At 55.3% G+C, this 18374-nt stretch carries 14 protein-coding genes; 7 read left to right on the plus strand and 7 right to left on the minus strand.

Going from position 1 to position 18374, the window contains the following annotated elements:
• Window positions 1–122 precede the first annotated feature (122 nt).
• Both ABNH10_RS15315 and ABNH10_RS15320 read right to left on the minus strand, forming a co-directional pair.
• Complete coding sequence (locus ABNH10_RS15315; RefSeq protein WP_349386731.1) at window positions 123–758, minus strand: HNH endonuclease; 636 nt, start codon at window positions 756–758, stop codon at window positions 123–125.
• A 44-nt stretch (window positions 759–802) separates the two neighbouring features.
• The gene (locus tag ABNH10_RS15320) at window positions 803–1093 is read right to left on the minus strand and encodes a hypothetical protein (RefSeq protein ID WP_349386732.1); all 291 of its coding nucleotides are present in this window, start codon (window positions 1091–1093) and stop codon (window positions 803–805) included.
• A 135-nt stretch (window positions 1094–1228) separates the two neighbouring features.
• Between ABNH10_RS15320 and ABNH10_RS15325 the strand changes: the two genes are divergently transcribed.
• A complete protein-coding gene (locus ABNH10_RS15325; RefSeq protein WP_349386733.1) occupies window positions 1229–1585 on the plus strand; it encodes a roadblock/LC7 domain-containing protein in 357 nt (118 codons plus the stop codon).
• Between the two features lie 1064 nt (window positions 1586–2649).
• On the opposite strand, the gene ABNH10_RS15330 is transcribed toward ABNH10_RS15325, so the two are convergent.
• Window positions 2650–5229, minus strand: coding sequence for an EAL domain-containing protein (locus ABNH10_RS15330; RefSeq protein WP_349386734.1), 2580 nt, complete (start codon window positions 5227–5229; stop codon window positions 2650–2652).
• 206 nt (window positions 5230–5435) lie between these two features.
• Between ABNH10_RS15330 and mtgA the strand changes: the two genes are divergently transcribed.
• The 3 genes from mtgA to ABNH10_RS15345 are packed head-to-tail and all read left to right on the plus strand — an operon-like array spanning window position 5436 to window position 8334.
• Entirely contained in the window at window positions 5436–6173 is a 738-nt protein-coding gene (mtgA, locus tag ABNH10_RS15335) for a monofunctional biosynthetic peptidoglycan transglycosylase (protein ID WP_349386735.1), read from the plus strand.
• On the plus strand, window positions 6170–7594 hold the full coding sequence (locus ABNH10_RS15340) for an META domain-containing protein (RefSeq protein WP_349386736.1): 1425 nt from the start codon (window positions 6170–6172) through the stop codon (window positions 7592–7594). Before mtgA ends, ABNH10_RS15340 begins: the two co-directional genes overlap by 4 nt.
• A gap of 50 nt (window positions 7595–7644) precedes the next feature.
• On the plus strand, window positions 7645–8334 hold the full coding sequence (locus ABNH10_RS15345; RefSeq protein WP_349386737.1) for a type 1 glutamine amidotransferase: 690 nt from the start codon (window positions 7645–7647) through the stop codon (window positions 8332–8334).
• 127 nt (window positions 8335–8461) lie between these two features.
• On the opposite strand, the gene ABNH10_RS15350 is transcribed toward ABNH10_RS15345, so the two are convergent.
• Entirely contained in the window at window positions 8462–10141 is a 1680-nt protein-coding gene (locus tag ABNH10_RS15350) for a 2-isopropylmalate synthase (RefSeq protein ID WP_349386738.1), read from the minus strand.
• 302 nt (window positions 10142–10443) lie between these two features.
• Here ABNH10_RS15350 and ABNH10_RS15355 point away from each other — a divergent pair, with 302 nt between their 5' ends.
• On the plus strand, window positions 10444–10938 hold the full coding sequence (locus ABNH10_RS15355) for an Lrp/AsnC family transcriptional regulator (protein ID WP_349386739.1): 495 nt from the start codon (window positions 10444–10446) through the stop codon (window positions 10936–10938).
• 221 nt (window positions 10939–11159) lie between these two features.
• A complete protein-coding gene (locus tag ABNH10_RS15360) occupies window positions 11160–11621 on the plus strand; it encodes a flavodoxin family protein (protein WP_349386740.1) in 462 nt (153 codons plus the stop codon).
• A 140-nt stretch (window positions 11622–11761) separates the two neighbouring features.
• On the opposite strand, the gene ABNH10_RS15365 is transcribed toward ABNH10_RS15360, so the two are convergent.
• Together ABNH10_RS15365 and ABNH10_RS15370 are read right to left on the minus strand one after the other, a co-directional pair.
• A complete protein-coding gene (locus ABNH10_RS15365) occupies window positions 11762–12529 on the minus strand; it encodes an enoyl-CoA hydratase-related protein (protein WP_349386858.1) in 768 nt (255 codons plus the stop codon).
• A gap of 664 nt (window positions 12530–13193) precedes the next feature.
• Window positions 13194–14408: a hypothetical protein gene (locus tag ABNH10_RS15370; protein ID WP_349386741.1), complete on the minus strand. Its 1215-nt coding sequence runs from the start codon at window positions 14406–14408 to the stop codon at window positions 13194–13196.
• 306 nt (window positions 14409–14714) lie between these two features.
• Between ABNH10_RS15370 and serB the strand changes: the two genes are divergently transcribed.
• Window positions 14715–15950: a phosphoserine phosphatase SerB gene (gene serB / locus ABNH10_RS15375; protein ID WP_349386742.1), complete on the plus strand. Its 1236-nt coding sequence runs from the start codon at window positions 14715–14717 to the stop codon at window positions 15948–15950.
• Between the two features lie 158 nt (window positions 15951–16108).
• Here the strand turns inward: serB and ABNH10_RS15380 are convergent, their stop codons facing one another.
• Window positions 16109–18196, minus strand: coding sequence for an EAL domain-containing response regulator (locus tag ABNH10_RS15380; RefSeq protein ID WP_349386743.1), 2088 nt, complete (start codon window positions 18194–18196; stop codon window positions 16109–16111).
• Window positions 18197–18374: the final 178 nt, after the last annotated feature.

An 18374-nucleotide genomic window follows, 5' to 3' on the forward strand; every position in this document is an offset into this window, starting at 1 on the left:
AAGATATCGGTGACTATCTGATGGGTTACTACAATTACCACAGGCCTCACAGCTACAACGGCGGGATCGCCCCTGCGGTGGCCGAAGAAAAACCTAAATCACTGTCCGGTATTAGTTGACCACTACAATGACACCATAATCTCGAAATTATTCGACAGACTGATCATCCCCTGGTCGAAGGCCCTATCCGCCAAAGCACTCAGGCATAGACCATTACGAGGGTTTAACCTGTTTTGCTTATCTGCACACCAAGGCTTGATGTGGCCCGCGATTAACAGGCGGGTGTCTGCAATGCCGGTGATACAGCAACGAGATTTATAGGCTGTAAAAACTGCATCTCGAAACAGTCTCTGCCCTTGTCGTCGTTTGACCACGGCCTCTATATCTTTCCCTGTGAAGTCTGCATCTGCTTCTGCATTAGACTGATACGTCACGGGATGCCCCTCACCGCTCAGAAGCATCTGAAGTCTAGCTTCAATAATTGGTATCCACTTATCGGTGCCGGAGGAGAACTCAGCCCAAACCTTCCGATCAAGCGATGATGCTCCGGAAAGCCCTTTCCGGCCTGTGCCCGTAATAGCAGGGTCCAGGCCCGCTAAATTAGTCAGCTTCATTGCAACTGAGCCTGGAGTACGCTCCAGACGTTCAGCGACTGCTTTGATAAGCGAATTTGTCTGACTTAACTGGCCAAAAGTGAGCCGGCAATACACTCCCAGCACCGTCATTAGCTCGTCTTCCGTCCACTGCTTACCCGCCATTACTTACCCTTTCCAATTCTGCTCCCACTTTAGCAAATCCTATTTCAAAGAATCATGGCTGTCACCGGCATCTCCGTTTCCGCAATCGCCTCTAACTCATGCAAGCCCAAATCATCCCCACCCTCAGCATGATCCCCAAAGTAGGCAGTCGGCCAACCTAGATCTTCCGGCCTGAAATGCACCACATCCGGCCAGACCTGCAAATTAGCAAACCTTTCACGGAGCAGGCTTACTAGATCCTCCGAATTATCTGCATCAACCACCTTCACCACGACGGTTTCATATTGCTTGTAATTGCTGGCATCCCGATACAGGTAACTCACTGCAAAATTCATATTCGCTCCTCGTACTCTCTTTTAACGACCCTCTAGCGCCCAGACAATCCGCCGAAATACCTGGGTGCAACGCTCCCTTTGACCTGCATCAGCCTGCCACTTAAGCTAAAACCACCCCCCTGGACGGATAAAATAATGAAGCTCTCCACCCTCACGCCACCTCTCGAATCCCTGCACGCCTCCTCGGATGACATTCTGCTGGTTTCTCTGATCAGCCATGATGGCCTGCCGGTGGTGCACGTGGGTGAGGGACTGGATTTTGATGATCAGAGCGCGCTGTTCTTCGAGATGAAGAAGACCTGTGACCGAGTTCTGCAGAGCTTGAAACTGGGACATAGCGAGGAGGTGTTTATCCGCTGCCGGGAGGGATGTATCAGTATTTGGCCAGTGAACGACATGGTGTTCGCCTGCATGGCAAAGCCTTCAATCAATTCCCAGCGCATGCAAATGTTGGTTTGGAAAACTGTTTCCCGGCTGAGCGGGTTAGTCTAACTTTTTTCTTATGCCTTCACGGCCCGTTCTCGCTCTTGCTCCACACCAGCGAAAACGAAACCCCTCTCATCCGAACCATGTTCATGGCAACAAAAAACCTACACCTAGGCCATGGAGAGATACACAGCTTTTCTTTATCTTTTAAACCAGACTTTCTGGAGAAATCGCAATGTCACGTTCGACATTCAAAGCCGCAGTGCTGAGCACTATTTTGGGGAGCAGCGTTTTTCTTTCCATCTAGGCCGACGACGATACCGGGAGCCTCGCGACCGGAGACAGAGCGGCTTCTTGTTTTCTGCAGCGGGAACAATGCGAAGTTCGCCAGATATCAGGACAATTGGGCTGCAGTACATACCAATCTGATTAGTGGCTACTACCGCTGGCAGGTACAGACCCAAAGTGGTTTCGATACATATACCGTGCTAACCAATCCGTAAACTTTCGTCTGAATTTTGCCGGCGTCCACCTCCTGGGGCGCCGGTTTTTTTTGTATTTTATACAGCGACGCTACATGTGCCCGCTGAGCCCGAGCAACCCGTTTACGGCTTTGGTCGCTTGCTGGCACGCCCTCACGGGCAGCAGTGTATGCCTTTAAAAAAAAACCACCGCAGAGGGTGGCTTTTTTTACTGCTGCTGAACGCCAACGAGATCAAGCAACGGCAAATTCCTTCTGCTCGTCCTTGTCATTCTCATGCGGAACATTAAGACGATCAGCCTGCGTCATCAGGTATTCGAAAGTGGCCAAGGAAGCCTTGGAGCCTTCACCGCTTCGATAGCCCGCTTTCGCTCCCGCTCCGTTCGTATGTCACTTGCTGAGGTGTTAGTCAGGTAAAGGCGCTGCCCAGCTCACCGGTGTTACCGTGATAGAGCCCGTGACCCACGACCACAGCTGTGTTCAGTTCTGTAGCCCTGTGTGTGATCGCCCTGCGCTTGCTCTGGGGCATTTTTTAACGCCCTTGAACCGCTGGAAGGCGGACACATATTGAAGACACGGGCAAAACCTCAGCCTGATGACAGCAACACCAACCGCGTTTCTACGGTTGTTTTTTATGCCTCGCCCATCACTAGTGGCGAGCCAGCGCTTCACCACTGCGCCCTGCAAGCCCCTCCGGTTGCTGCTGTTCAAACAATGCACTTAACGGTTGCGGCCTGCCGATAGCATAGCCCTGCACAAAGTCGACACCAGCCTCTTCGAGCACAGGAATCAGAGCATGATCTTCCACGTATTCCGCCACCGTTTTCACTCCCAACCGGTGAGCTACCTCGCTGATGGATTCCACAATGGTGCGGTCCACACTGGAGTGCAGCAGGTTGCGCACAAAGCTGCCGTCGATCTTGATGAAGTCTACCGGGAAGTGCTTCAAATAATTGAACGAGCTGAAACCACTGCCGAAATCATCCAGCGCCACCTTGCAACCCTGCTCACGAATGCGCCCAAGCAGGTCGCTGGCCGGAGAGAGTTGGTTGACCACGGTGGTTTCGGTAATTTCGAAGGTGAGCCGCTCCGGTGACAGCGGCGTCTTATTGAGCAAAGATTCCAGAAATGGGATAAACGTCGGGTCATCCAGTGACGTGGCCGACAAATTGATGGCGATATTCAGATGCGGCAAGGCGACCAGCTCGTCACTGAGCGTGACCAGCAACTGAGTCAGCACCCAGCGGTCAATGTGCGGCATAATCTGGTAGCGTTCTGCCGCTGGAATAAACGAGCCTGGGTTGAGGATATCGCCATTACGGTCGCGCAGACGTAACAGAACTTCGTAATGCGATTGTTCCGTGCGGGCATCAATGGGCCGAATTTCTTGGCAATAAAGCAGGAAGCGGTTTGATTCCAGAGATTCGCGCAAGCCCGCGGCCACCTGCAATTCCATATGACGGCGAGAGGCTTCACTATCGTCTGGGGTATACACTGAAACCTGATTACGGCCCCGGTATTTGGCCGCGTAACAGGCCACATCAGCCCGGCTCATGGCTTCTTCTACGGTGATCACGTTAGCATCCAACTGCACTAACCCGACACTGGCACCGATATCGTAAAGCGATTCATTCCAGGCAAACCGCATCTCGCCCAAGGCGGCAACCAAACGTTCGGCGATCAGGGTCGCACGCTGGGCGGGGCAATGGCGTAACAACAAACCGAACTCGTCACCACCCAGGCGAGCGACCACATCCTGCTCACGGACCTGACGGCCGATTACCCGGGCGCATTCACGCAGCAGGGCATCACCCGCCACATGGCCAGCGGTATCGTTCACCACTTTGAAACGATCCAGATCGATAAAGCACAGCATGCTGTGCTCTGGGCTTTCTTCGTCCAGGGTTTCCAGCAGGACATTTTCAAATTCCCGACGATTGGTGAGTCCGGTCAAGGCATCGTGGGTAGCGTGGTAGCGTAGCTTCTTCTGCATGGCCCGCCGAGAGGTCACGTCCCGAAACACCATCACTGCCCCGGTCACCTCGCCCTCTGCGGTCTTGAGCGGAGCAGCGGAATCCTGAATTTCGTAGCGGCTGCCATCACGATTTTGCAGCATACTGCCCTCGCGCAGGAAACAGACATCCCCGCCGTTCAGCGCCACCGTGATGGGGTTAGGGGACGGGCCGCTAACATTATCGTCGCTAAGCATCAGCACATCGCCCACCGGCAACCCTTCCGCTTCTTCTTCTCGCCATCCGGTGAGGGACTCTGCCACCGGGTTCATGAAAGTCACGCGGCCAGCTTCATCCGTGGCGACCACACCATCGGCAATGGAGGTCAGGGTAACGCGTAAACGCTCTTTTTCATGGGCGAGCGAGTCCTGCATGCGTTTTTCTGCAGACACGTCCCAATTGGTGCCCACCACTAGCGTCTCTGCCCCACCGGCCCGGACCACAGTTTCCGCCCGCACGCGGATGTGCCGGATGTCTCCGCCTGGCCGGCATATCCGGAATTCCGTATCCAACTCTTGCTCGCCTGCAATCACGCGTTGGAACGCTGCCTTGATTTCATGGTAATCGTCCGGGTGCACATGATCACACCAGATCTGCAGAGAGCCATCCCCTGGCTGTCCGCGTTGAACCCCATATAGCTCGTACATGCGTTCATCCCAAAACAACGCATCACTCTGCGGGCTGTACTGCCAAATGCCGACCCTACCTGCTTCCAGAGCCATTTGCAGGCGTTGGCGACTTTCCTGCAACGCCTGTTCAGATAGCTTGGCCGCATGAATATTTTCCATCTGGGCAATCAAATAACTGACGGCCCCGTTGATATGGACTGGCGACACCGAGAGCCGCACCCAGAGCGGTTCACCTTGGCGGCTAATGATTCGCTGCTCCAGCGAGTAACCAGTGATCTCGCCGGTCAGCAGGTCCGCCAGCATACCCCGGCTCTTGATCAGGTCGTCCGGGTGAGAAAAATCCTGAAAAGAGGTGTTTAGCAACGACGCTTCGTCATAGCCCGCCAAATCGCACAACGCATGATTAACCGCTTGCCACTCTCCACGAGGGCTCAGTAACGCCATGCCGATGGCAGAATGTTTCATAGCCAGCCGAAAGCGCATTTCACTATCTTTTACATGAGCCAACCTCAATCGGTTACGCTGAAACAACAGCGCTCCCAATAGCACGATTGCAACAGTAACAGCCCCAATCAGCACACCCTGCATGGTATTCGTCCAAAATAATGTTTTATCCTTGGCGTTCCCGCCTCATGTTCACTTTTTGAACGCCACAGGCCCGCGTGACCAGCTTCACCTGACAAAGCCGGAACTTTCCCCGACAATTGGGGCCTGTTACAAGGGTTCCCGGTTCGCACAGCATCCGGGTCCCAAGAAGCCCAGGGAGAAAAAAGCTGACCTAGTCGGCGCCAATCATGCCATTTAGACGACGCCTGTTACAGTTTCTCGCCCTGCTATTCGTGGCGGCAACATTGGCCCAACTCTGGTACTTGGGCCAAGTGCTGCGTCTGCAACACCACAACCCGGATAGCAGCGCTTATATGCACCGCGCCCAGGAGCAGGGCAATGTGCAGCAGTACTGGCGCGATTACGATCAGATCAGTGATTACCTGAAAAGGGCTGTACTGATTTCCGAAGACGCCCATTTCACTCAGCACACCGGTTTCGACTGGGAGGGCATCCGCCATGCCCTGAAACGCAACATGGAAGCGGGCAAGCCGGTCGCCGGAGGCTCCACCATTACCCAACAACTGGCCAAAAATTTGTACCTGTCTGGCGAGCGCACCTATACCCGCAAAGCACAGGAAGCGGTTATTGCCCTGATGCTGGAAATCAGCCTGACCAAGCGTCGCATCCTTGAGCTTTACTTGAATGTGGCCCAGTGGGGGCATCAAATTTACGGTGCCGAAGCGGCTGCCCGGCATTATTTTCAAGTCAGCGCCTCGCAGTTATCCCCCTTGCAGGCGGCACAGCTGGCCGCGATGCTGCCGCGCCCCAATCTTTACGACTTCAAAGGCCCCACCAACTACGTACAACAACGGGCAAACTGGATTCAGGCGCAGATGGCGCTGGTTCGCATTCCCGACCCGGGAACCGTGCCCCTGCCACCGCCACCTGAACCCGTTGCGCCCCCCGAAGGAAACACGCAATGAAGCAGTATTCCGTCCCTTTTGCCGCCTTATGTTTTAGCGGCCTGGCCCTATTGGGCTGTAGCGACAATGACGAAACACAGCCTGCACCCGCCGGCAGTGATACCAACACCGCCGGCATCGCCGGGGTGTGGCAAAGCGAACAGCAAGTACTGGTGCTGGAAACCAGCGGCGACTTATACCTCCCTGCGGACACCAACCTGCAAGGGCTTCGCTGGGAGAAGCAGGACGACAGCCTCACGTTCCACTACCTGGACAACCGTGAGAAACAAGTCACCGAGGCCACCGCAACCGGGCTACAGCAGGGTGACTCATTGACGTTGACGCGCACTACAAAGCAGCCGACAACCGATGCCCCAGATGCAGAAGAATCTGGGCCAGACGCGGACACCGAGGGCGACAACATTCCCTCCGTTTCACCGCTGTTCGACGGTGACTATCAACGCGCAAATCAAGCTGTGGCACATATCAGCGGCACTGCTACTCGCTCGCAAGATAGTGAGCTGCCCGACAATGCTGTCCTCACCGTGGCGTTATTGGACAACCAGGTTGATACCAGTGGCGCGGCGGCACAGCTCATTGCCAAACGTCTGATCCGGCTGGATGAAGACAAGGCGGAGCTGCCCTTCCGCCTTTATTATCTACCCGAGCACCTGGAAAAAGACCATGAATACCAGATCATCAGCCAAATTCTGGCCGATGATGGTCTCTTTTATCAATCCGACGCCGTAACCCTGAAAAGTAACAAGCAGGGCTTTGCCGATGTCACTCTGCCGCTCACCGAGGTAATGACGGGCAGTGAAACCCTGCGCGGTGCCATCACACGTGGCAAACCCGGCCGTGACCGAGACATTTTCACTCTGTGCAACAGTGACCAAAAATTACTCATCCGTGGCCCGCAAAGTGACGATTTCCTGGCGGCTTACGACAAAACTATCCGCTACCCGCAGCAGCCTCGCGTGGCTACCGTCAGTGGCTTAATACGCAAGGTCCCCGGTCAACAGGAGGGCAGCACCGAAGCCGCTTTAATCGTAGAAAGTTTCGATTTGGAAACCGGTATGGATAACTGCCAGCTACCCAGCGCTGAACTGAACAATACCCGCTGGCAGCTGACTCACCTGGGCGAAGATCGGATAATCTTGGGTAGCTCAGCACAAACTCCGTTCCTTACCTTTAACAGCGAAGGCAACGTTAAAGGCCATGGCAGCTGCAACAGCTTTACCGGCAGCTACCGACGGGCCGACCCGCAACTGACATTCTCCGCTCTGGCAACCACACCCAAGGCCTGCCCCACCAGCGCCATTGAGGGCCGCTATCTTGAAGCGATCAAGTCCAGCGATCACGTCCGAATTGATGGCGAATTATTAACGCTGTTTGATAAAGACGATGAGGCTTTGGCCAGCTTTCAGGCCGTGTATTTGTAACCAACGCAACGTCAACCGCGGATTGCCGACAACACAAAAGGGAAGCCACCATGCGTGTTCATTACTTGTCCCATGTTCCATTCGAGCAATTGGGCGCCATGGAGGCCTGGTTTCAGGAACGGGATATCAGCATTCGCTGCTCTCTGCTGTTTGCCGGGGACGCCCTGCCCACCCCGGCGGATTTTGATGTACTGGTCGTCATGGGAGGCCCCATGAGCGCGGATGATGACCTTCAATTCCCCTGGATGAGCACAGAAAAAGCCCTGATCCGCGACAGCATCGCGGCGGGCAAAAAAGTGCTCGGCATCTGCTTGGGCGCACAACTGGTCGCACGGGTATTGGGCGCACCGGTCACCGGCAATAAGGAAAAGGAAGTGGGTTGGTTCCCGGTCTATCCCACTCCTGCGGGAAAAAGTGACAGCATTGGAAAACTGTTCGCCGAGGCGCCGGCTGTGCTGCACTGGCATGGCGATACCTTTGCCCTCCCCGATGGCGCCGTACATTTGCTGGAAAGCGAAGGTTGTCGTAACCAGGCGTTCCGCTACGGCGATAACGTGTTGGCACTGCAATTCCATCTGGAGCTGGAAACAGACAACGCCGAAGCCCTATGCGATGCTTGCCCGGATGATCTGGCGCCAGGCCGTTGGGTGGAGAGCCGCGAACATATACTCGGCGATGCGCAACGTTTCAGCGCCACACAGGCGTTACTGGGCCGCACCCTCAATGCCTTCTTGAGCTAGCACTGTATATGACTGCAGTCGGATGAGGCGTAGCCGCAATTCGACACTGGACTTGGACGTTGCGCCTGACAAAAAAACCACATCCCGGCCAGAGGGAGCGGCTTTTCATGTCTCTTCATCAGCGCGGCTAGCTGTTAGCGATTAACTGCTCACTCGTTTGCTGCATTCGCCCCACCGCAGAGAGAATAGCCTGCAAGGCCGCAGCGGTAGTATCCGCCGCCATGGCTACAGCGCTTTGCGTGGCGTCGCCCACCTGCACCCGCACACAGGCCATGGCGTTGGCTTGCGTATTATCGCCCAACGAATACTCATCGAAGGACACCACCTTCACCTCGCCACCAATACGCCGGTTAAGCGCATCCACCAGGGCCGACATGGCGCCATCACCACGGCCGGACAACAGGGTTACCGGCTGGCTATCATCACCGATGCTGATTTGCGCCTGCACCTGTTCATTGCTGCGGTTCAAGTCGTAGGAACGCAATACCCAGCCCATGGGCACGTTAAGATAATCACTGTTGAAACGACGGTGCACTCGTTCGCTGGTGATCTCGCCACCCTCATCTTCCGCATCACCCTGCACCACACCGGCAAGCTCCTGCTGCAACCAGCGCGGCAAATCGATACCGAAATCCCGCTCCAGCACGTGAGCTACGCCACCCTTACCGGACTGGGAGTTAATGCGCACCACTTCCTCGTAGCGCCGCCCCACATCCGCCGGATCAATGGGCAAGTAGGCGGCAGTCCAGATATCGCCTTCCTGATAGCGAGCCAGGCATTTGCGGATGGCATCCTGATGGCTGCCGGAGAAAGCACTGAACACCAGATCACCCGCATAGGGGTGGCGAGGATGGGTTTGGATGTCGGTAATCTCTTCCACCAACGCCACAATCTCTTTCATGCGCGAGAAGTCAATTTCCGGGTCTATTCCCTGGCTATACAGGTTCATCCCGGCAGTCACCAAGTCCATATTGCCGGTGCGCTCACCATTACCTAACAAGGTTCCTTCCACCCGGTCGGCCCCTGCCATCATTGCCAGTTCCGCTGCGGCCACACCACAGCCACGGTCATCATGGGTATGTACGCTGATGATCACATCATCGCGATACTGAATATTGTCGTGCACCCTCTCTACCTGGTCCGCGAACACATTCGGCGAGCTTACTTCCACCGTAGCCGGCAGGTTAATGATTACTCGCTGCCCCTGATCCGGTCGCCATACCGCATTGACCGCATCAATCACTTCAATGGCGAAATCGGTCTCCGTGGCACTGAACGTTTCCGGGGAATACTGGAAACTCCAGTGGGTGTCCGGCTGCTTGGCCGCGTTCTCTTTCACCCATTCAGCGGCCCGCACGGCAATCGCCTTACAACCGGCCTTGTCCACGTTGAACACCTGCTCGCGGAAAGTGGGCGAGGTGGCATTGTAAATATGCACAATGGCGTTCTTCGCCCCTTTGAGAGAGTCAAAGGTACGCGCAATCAACTCTTCTCGGGCCTGAGTCAGCACTTGGATATGGACATCATCGGGCACCATATCTTCTTCAATCAAGGCCCGGCAAAAATCAAAATCGATCTGGCTGGCTGACGGAAAACCCACTTCGATTTCCTTGAAACCCAGCTCCACCAACATTTGGAAAAAGCGACGCTTTTGCGCCACCGACATGGGCTTGATCAGCGCCTGGTTACCATCGCGCAGGTCCACAGCTGCCCACAGCGGTGCTTTCTCAATACGCTGGTTAGGCCAGCGACGGTCGGGTTTGTCGATAACGGCAACAGGACGATATTTACGGTGATCAAAGCTCATGACAATTTCCTTAACGTAAAAAGGGGCATTGCCTGCCCCCCGAAAGTGAATTCCTAACCGGATCGTTCAGGGGTACTGTCTGACTTGGTTAACAACTCGCATTGTGATCTCGGGTCTAGATCAGGGCGCCGGTAGGCACCGGTAGCAACGAAGAGTGGCGGCCCACTTTTGGCAGTTCGCATCATCGCCCCACAAGAGATACTTTACGGTAGCCGACCCGCAATTTGGTTGCTTTTTTAATCCAATTGCCGACATATACGCAATAATATTGCTCAAAAAGCCAAGATAGTGAGAAATTTATTATGAACAAGCAGGCGCTAGCAAAACTGGATCGCACCGACCTGCGTATTCTCGATGCACTGCAGCATAATGGTGGTCTCAGTAACCAGCAGCTGGCGGAAACCGTAGGGCTCTCGCCCTCACCTTGCTCCCGGCGGGTACAAAAGCTGGAAGCCGCCGGCATCATTGTCAAACGGGAAACCGTACTGGACGCCCGCAAGTTAGGGCTCGACCTGACAGTAATGATCCAAATCAGCATGGATCGCCACACCCCTGAGCGCTTCGCCAACTTCGAGGCAAAGGTGGCCAGTTTTGTAGAGGTGCAGCAGTGCTACCTGGTCACCGGTCAAGACGCGGATTACTTGCTCAAAGTGGTGGTGCCAGATATTGATGCTTACCAGAGTTTTTTGCTTAACCGTATTACCCGGATCGAAGGGGTGAGCGGCGTGCACTCCAGCTTTGTTATGCGCCGGGTAGTCGATACCGCAGCCTTGCCGTTGAATTATGTGAATGCGTGAAAAAACGTTGAACGTACAAAACTGAAGCGCGGAGAGGTGTGGCGAAAAGTTAAGGCGCCATGCCTGCGATTCACCGTAGTGCGTAGATGGCTATTTTAGAACTCACCGGTCCTATGGCGCGCATCTGTACTTTCAACTGATTCCCTGCCGCCAGACAGGCCTACAGATACCCCTGCCTTACCTGCTATGCTGCCCCCATCGACCGCGTTAATTTGCGAACCATGAAGAAACTGTTGATCGTTGCCCATGCCCCTTCACCCAATACACTCAAGCTCCGCGACGCTGCCGCGCGGGGGGCCTGCCATGGCGATATCGAGAACGTTTCGGTAACGGTAAAGGCACCGTTGGATGCCGGGCCTGAGGACGTGATGACCTGCGACGCCATCCTGCTGGGCACCACCGAAAATCTGGGCTATATGAGCGGCGCATTAAAAGACTTTTTTGATCGAAGCTATTATTCAGTGCTGGAAGAAAAACAGGGGCTGCCTTGCGCACTCTACATTCGTGCCGGCCACGACGGCACCGGCACACGCCGGGCAGTAGAAACCATTGTCACCGGCCTGCGCTGGAATTGGGTTCAAGACCCTCTAGTGCTAAAAGGCGCATGGCAAGACGCGTTCGAGGATCAGCTGGAAGAAATGGGAATGTATCTGGCCGCGGGGCTGGATGCGGGGATTTTTTGAGTTGAACGTTCAAAGCAAAAACAAAAAAACGCGCTATAACACTGATACGCTCTAAAGGGCCCTCCACGCACGATGGTGAATCGCGGGCAGGCGCCTCCTGAGCCCCCTACCACGCGATTCCGCATTTCAACTTACCACTTTTACTTCGAGCCTTTACTCTTGTTCACCATAGCCGCAATAACGGCTTTAGCCTCATCGCCCTGAAGCATTTCGGCGAACAGCGCCAGGTCTTCCTCGATCACCTGATGCAAAGGCTTATTGATGGATTCTCGCATCAAGCGTTTACTGGCTTGCAATGCGCGGGGAGGTTTCTTCGCCAGTATTGCCGCCATATTACGTGCGGTGGCATCCAGCTCTTCACGTTCGACAACCTTGGCCACCAGGCCTATTTCCAGCGCTTCCTGAGCCAGCATGGGCTCGCCCAGCAATAGCATGCGCGCGGCACGCTGATAACCAATCCACGCGGGCAACAGCTTGGAGGAACCCGCTTCTGATGCCACGCCCAGATCCACAAAAGGAGTAACCAGTTTGGCATCCGCGGACGCCACCACCATGTCCATATGCAACAACATGGTGGTGCCTAGGCCCACCGCATTACCCTGCACCGCCGCAACGACCACCTTGGGGAAATCATGAATGGCCTGAATGAAATGGGCGGCCCCGCCGGCCTCACCCGGTGTCGCGTTGAGAAAATCCACCAAGTCGTTACCCGCACTGAAGGACTTTCCCTCACCACGGAACAGCACGACATGAATGGCCTCATTCTGCTCAGCGGCTTTCAGCAGCTTAACCAGATCCCGATACATGGCATTTGTCAGCGCATTCAACTTGTCTGGCCGGTTCAGGGTAATTTCCATCACCGATTCGGTGTTATTCACCAGAACCAGATCACTTTCCAGTGTTGGCATCGTCACGACAGCTCTCCCAATGTTTTTCTTTAGACCCTAATCCCAATCCGCGTTACCGCTGCTAACTATGTACTCGGCGCGGCTGCATATAGAACATAAGCAGGCAAGGCTAGCGGGCGCACCGCCACCTGCCAAGGGCGAATAACGACAAAGGCGCTTCACCGACCGATCAAAGGCTATTAAAAATAGCAAACCTCTATCGCAATCTCTGCAGTGAAACGAATTACTTTCCATCCATTGCGCACCCCTGGGCTCGCGGGTGTGCGTTATCAACGCCAAAGCACATGCACCCGCACCGCGAGGAACTGAGAGCCGCGGGCTGGCCGTTATTTCCCGGCCACTGACAGATCAACAGCTTGTACTACGTACTCAAGAGGCCGATGCCCCCTAGCCTGTACAGCGACCGCCGGGGTCACGAAAAGGTGGAAATGATCCGTTTTCTGCATACTGCTTGCCCGCGCCCTGTGCCAGAGACTCAGATCACCGCATCGGACAAATGCGGCATCGGCCAAATTCTAGACCAGTGGCGTTTTCCCTTAGTCGCCCCATCCGTACGTTCCAGCCAGGGTATGGGCGTTTATCTGATTAAAACCCGACCACAGCGGCAAGACTATGTGGCGCGCAAACCCGTACCGAACGTCCAGCGCGCCATGCACATGCACGATTACTTACTATGCTCGACGTTGCCGCCTGCCTTAGACAGCAAGGCCTCAGCCTGAGTACGCAGCAGTGCCTGATAACGATGAGCCAATTGCTCCACCGGCTGCAACCGCACCCGGTGATCACCGGCACAGACCACCTGGGCCTTCTCTGGTTGGTAGAGCGCCTTCACATCCAGCTCAGCCAAGGTCAACTGGCTGTCTGGCACATTCAGCCGCCCGGGTACGCCGGCCACACACAGAGCCCAGGCTTCATCCAGATCCGTATCAGCGGTTACCAGCGCCTTGAATTCCAGCGACACCTTCCCCGCCTGCTTACGCTGCGGCGCCAGCAAACGCACTACCCGTAGAAATAGTAGCCCCGCACACAGGCCCGAAAATGCCGCCCGGGAGGCTGGCCCCTGATAGAAATACAGGCCTGCCTTGGCCCCAATCACTGGCCCTTGATGGCCATCGTAAAGAGCTGCCACCTGGTTCAGAAGCTGCTGGTACTCCGCCAGCACCTCTTTCAATGCCTCTTCCGTATAGCGTTGCCGGATATGTGCGAAGTTCACGATGCTGAGGCGCAACTGAGTCTGTATTTCTGCACCCTCGGGCACCGGCAACCGCACCTCAGGCGGAAAAGCCGCTTCTATTGGCTGCGGTGGCGGCGACGTATCGACGGGAAAGGCAGGGGCACCGATGTCCGGTTCCACCGACCGCGGCCGCAGCCGCTGTTGAATCAATGCCGCAGCCACACGCAGCAACAACAGACATAACACCGCCAGAACGAAACCCGCTTCAATCTGTTTGCGTGGCAACATCGCATCGTTACCCAGCAGAGTCAGAGTGCCCGCCAGTTCACCGTCCGGCAGAACCGCGGGCACGGTCACAGGTAACAGGGAGGCCTTCTTACCACTGGCCCCCACCTGACCTCCAGCGGTATTTTCGAAACGGATACCCACCACCGGTTTCAGCTGTACGGTTTCGCGGCCAATCAGGTTGATGCTGATGGAGTCCTCACTGGCCAGCGCTTCCGCCACACGACGGGCCGTTTGCTCAGCCAGCGCCTCAAGCTGCACTTTGCGCTCCTGCTCCAGGCGGACAGAAAAGTGCTCAAGAAAATAGATACCCACCACCAGCATGGCCACCAGCATCAGCATCAGCTCCTGCAGCAAACGCCGTTGCTTCCGGATCCATGGCCACCATTGCTCCCACAGGGACATAAATTCGTTTTCCATATCTTGGCGCCAGAGGGTTACTCACTGCGCGCTCAGGGTAGGCTGCAACGACACCGGTTGCCCCGTGCCGCCTTGGGCTCACTGTCATTATTGTGATTGCGGCAGCAGTATACCGTGCCCGGCAGAGCAGAACTTGCCCCTGTGGCCTCGCCATCTGGCTTCGAGGGCCGCTTTCAGGCGCAAGAACCTGCATTTCAAGTCGCTATTTCTGCTACTCTTACGCCGTTTCGGGCCGAATACGGCGCTGACAATCTAACGCTTTAATCTTCTGACACTTTTTATTTTTTGGCACTGGGGAGCCCACGCGTGCGCGAGATCATTCTGATCCAGGTATCGGGTAATGACCGGCCCGGTCTGACCGCCGCCTTCACTGGCATTCTTGCCCGTTATCGGCTCAATATTCTGGATATCGGTCAGGCCGTCATTCACGACACCCTGTCGCTGGGAATCCTGGTGGAAACGCCACCGGATGCTGAATCCTCATCAGTCCTCAAGGATCTGCTTTTCGAGGCGCACAAGCTCAATATCAATGTGCGCTTCCGGCCCATCGACGAGGACCGCTATGAAGAGTGGGTCGCCGGCCAGGGCAAGGACCGCCATATCATCACCCTGCTGGCCCGCAAAATCACCGCCGAGCAACTGGCCGATGTCACCACTACCGTGGCCGATAATGGGCTCAACATTGACAGTATAGCTCGGCTATCTGGGCGCGTTCATCTGGAAGGGGAAGCCCTTAACCAGGACAGCCGCGCCTGCATTGAGATTTCCGTGCGTGGCGAACCCCAGAACGGTGAGGCCATGCGTGCCGCCTTCCTGAGCATTGCCAACGAACGCAACCTGGATATCGCTTTCCAGCGTGACAGTGCCTATCGTCGCAACCGGCGCCTAGTGGTATTCGATATGGATTCCACCCTGATTCGCTCCGAAGTCATCGACGAACTGGCGAGGGAAGCCGGCGTCGGCAAACAAGTGGCCGAGATTACCGAGCAGGCCATGCGCGGCGAGCTGGACTTTAATGAGAGCTTTAAGGCTCGCGTGGCTCTGCTTAAAGGCTTGGACGAAGGTGCCCTAGGGCGGGTACGTGAACGCATCCAGCTCACCGAAGGTGCTGAACGGTTAATCTCTACGCTACGCGCCCTAGGCTACCGCACCGCCATCCTTTCCGGCGGTTTCACCTGGTTTGGACAATGGCTGCAGCAACTATTGGGGATTGATTATATCCACGCCAACGAGCTGGAGATCGAAAACGGCCAGGTCACGGGTCGGGTGGTAGGGCAGATCGTCAACGGCCAGCGCAAGGCGGAACTGTTAAGAGGTATCGCGGCTCAAGAAGGTATTAGCCTGGAGCAGGTTATTGCCGTAGGTGATGGTGCCAACGACCTACCCATGCTTGGTGAAGCAGGCCTGGGTATTGCTTTTCGCGCCAAGCCCTTGGTCAAACAGAATGCGGAACAGGCAATTTCCACCCTCGGACTGGACGGCATTCTTTATTTAATCGGGGTACGCGACAAGGACCAAGCGGAACTATTGAAGGATAACTGAGAATAGAATAGCTGAAACTGGATCGCGCTGGCCGGCTTAGGCCTGTGGCTATAAGAGTAAGAGGCCGCGCCCATGTTTCGGGCGCGGCCTCTTACGTTGCACAATCGCCTTACCGTTGTTCAAACGTTATCAATTAACGATTATCCGCTATCAATACATTACGCCGACTCAGGAATCTCAAGTACATCCATGGGGGGCTGCAGGTAATACCCCTGCAAATAATCCACACCGCCCAAGGTCCACAACGCCTGCATCTGCGCCGCAGACTCAACAAACCCAACCACCGTTTTACGGTTGCCCTCTTTCACCTTTTTAATGATGGCAGTAAGACGCTCACGACCTTCAGCCTTGGACAGCTCCTGGGTAAAGGACCCTTCGAACTTCACCATGGTGACAGGAATATGCTGGAACAGCTTGAACGGGTCTAACCCTCCACCAAAACGGCTAATAGAAATACCGCACCCCAACGTTTTGATCTTCTCGGCAAAGGCTCCCGCCTGTTTCAGGTAAGTCGCCGCATCCCCTTCGCTAAACTGAAAAGTCACTCGAGAACCCTCCATCTTGGCCGCTCGCATGGCCTTGCCAAGCCAATCAACCAGGCTCGCGTCAGCCAGAGAGGCACCGTTAAGGTTCAACACCAGATTCACCGGTTCGCTGAAAGCCGACGCCGCCCGCATGGCGTTAAGCACCACCCAGCGGTCAATTTTACCCACCAAACCCTGCTCGGCAGCCACCGGCATAAACTCTGTCGCCTCCATGTCATCACCCTGTTTCTGGGGCAAATTAACGAACACTTCAAAAGTGTGGTCGGATTGGTCTTCCAGACACATCAACGGCTGATAACGTAAGCTAAAGCTGGCCTGTTCCAGCGCCTGACGCACCTGCATGGTCACCGCTTCGGAAGAACCTGCTGCCACGTCATCCATGGGATCGTGCACTTTTACACTGCTGCCTTTGCCCCCGTTTTCTCGCTGAGCTTGATTACAGCATTTCAGCGCGGTGGTAAGAATCCCCTGACTGCTGCGGGCATCTTCACGCACAAAGGACACACCCACACTGGCAGTAACATGAACCGTCTTCGCGGCAACTTCCGGCATCAGGCTTTCGATACCCGCACGCAGATTTTCCGCCAGTTCTGCTGCTTCATCCATATCGCCAACGGGCTGCAAAACCGCAAAATCCTCGCCGTCCACCTTGGCCAACCGAGCTTCGCCCACCTCGGCACGCAGCCATTCAGCAACGTTTGTCAGAATCTCGTCCGCACCATCAATACCCAACTCAGACTGATGATGCTCAAAGTCATCCAGACGCAAATACAGCACGGTAGACAGCCGTCCTTCGTTAGCCGCCAGTGCCACACTTTCATCCAGGCGATCCATAAACCAGCTACGACTAAACAGCCCGGTCACTTGGTCTTTCTGGCTCATTTCCTGGAGCCGCTCTTCCATTTCGCTCTCATCCACACCCGCGGTGCGAATCACGATTTGGGTGCAGGCCTCCCCGTCATAGGTACTGGCTGAAAAGGTGAAGGTGGCGTCAAATTCGCTGCCCTCGGTATTCACACCCTTACATTCCAGTTCATGGGTCTGACTTTCGTCCTGGGCACGGCTGCGCAGCAGCTGCTTGAGTTTGGCATGGTCCGAGGCCGAGACCATATCCATAATCGGCACGCCAGCCAGATCATCGGCACTCTCATAACCAAACATTTCAACATAATTATCATTAGCGTGAATGTGCATGCCATCCAGCACATAAGCGATGGCATCACGGCTCTGATCCATCAGCAGGGATAATCGCTTCTCCGCATCATGGCGAACGATTTCCGAGTGCTGCAACTCTTTACGCAAGCGCAGGTACTCAATCACCCGATCCACCATTAGGGACAACAAGTCACGATCATCGTTAGGGGCCACGCCTCGGGCGCCCAGAGACATTGCTGCCTTAACGGTATCCGGAGTGAAATTATCTTCGAGAAGGATGACAGGAATCGCCTTACCCAGACGATTGAGATGGGTCATGGCGCTTTCAAAGCTGCTGTCTCCGAATCTGGGGCGACACAACATCAACTCCCAAGCACCGCCTTTCAGAGCCCGCAACAGGTCATCTTCGCCCAGTGCCAGTTGCGCACGGGTTGCGCGGCCGGCGTTGCGCAGCGCATTCATTAGCTGCTCGGCTTCATCCTGTGAATCATGGGCGATCAGAAGACGTAAATTATCCAGGGCGTAACTCATGGGGTGGCGACTCATACAATTTTCTTACGGCCCACCATTGTGCCTGACTACCCTGTCTTGGCAAACCATAACGGAGAATACAGCGAAAACACTGCTCTGCAGCCAATATTGAACTCGCAGACTCCCAATGAAAAGTTACGGCTCATAGTGGAGACACATACATTTCGCGGCATCCTAGCCGCAACCTCAACTC

This window comes from Alcanivorax sp., assembly GCF_040119285.1.
Taxonomy (GTDB): Bacteria; Pseudomonadota; Gammaproteobacteria; order Pseudomonadales; family Alcanivoracaceae; genus Alcanivorax.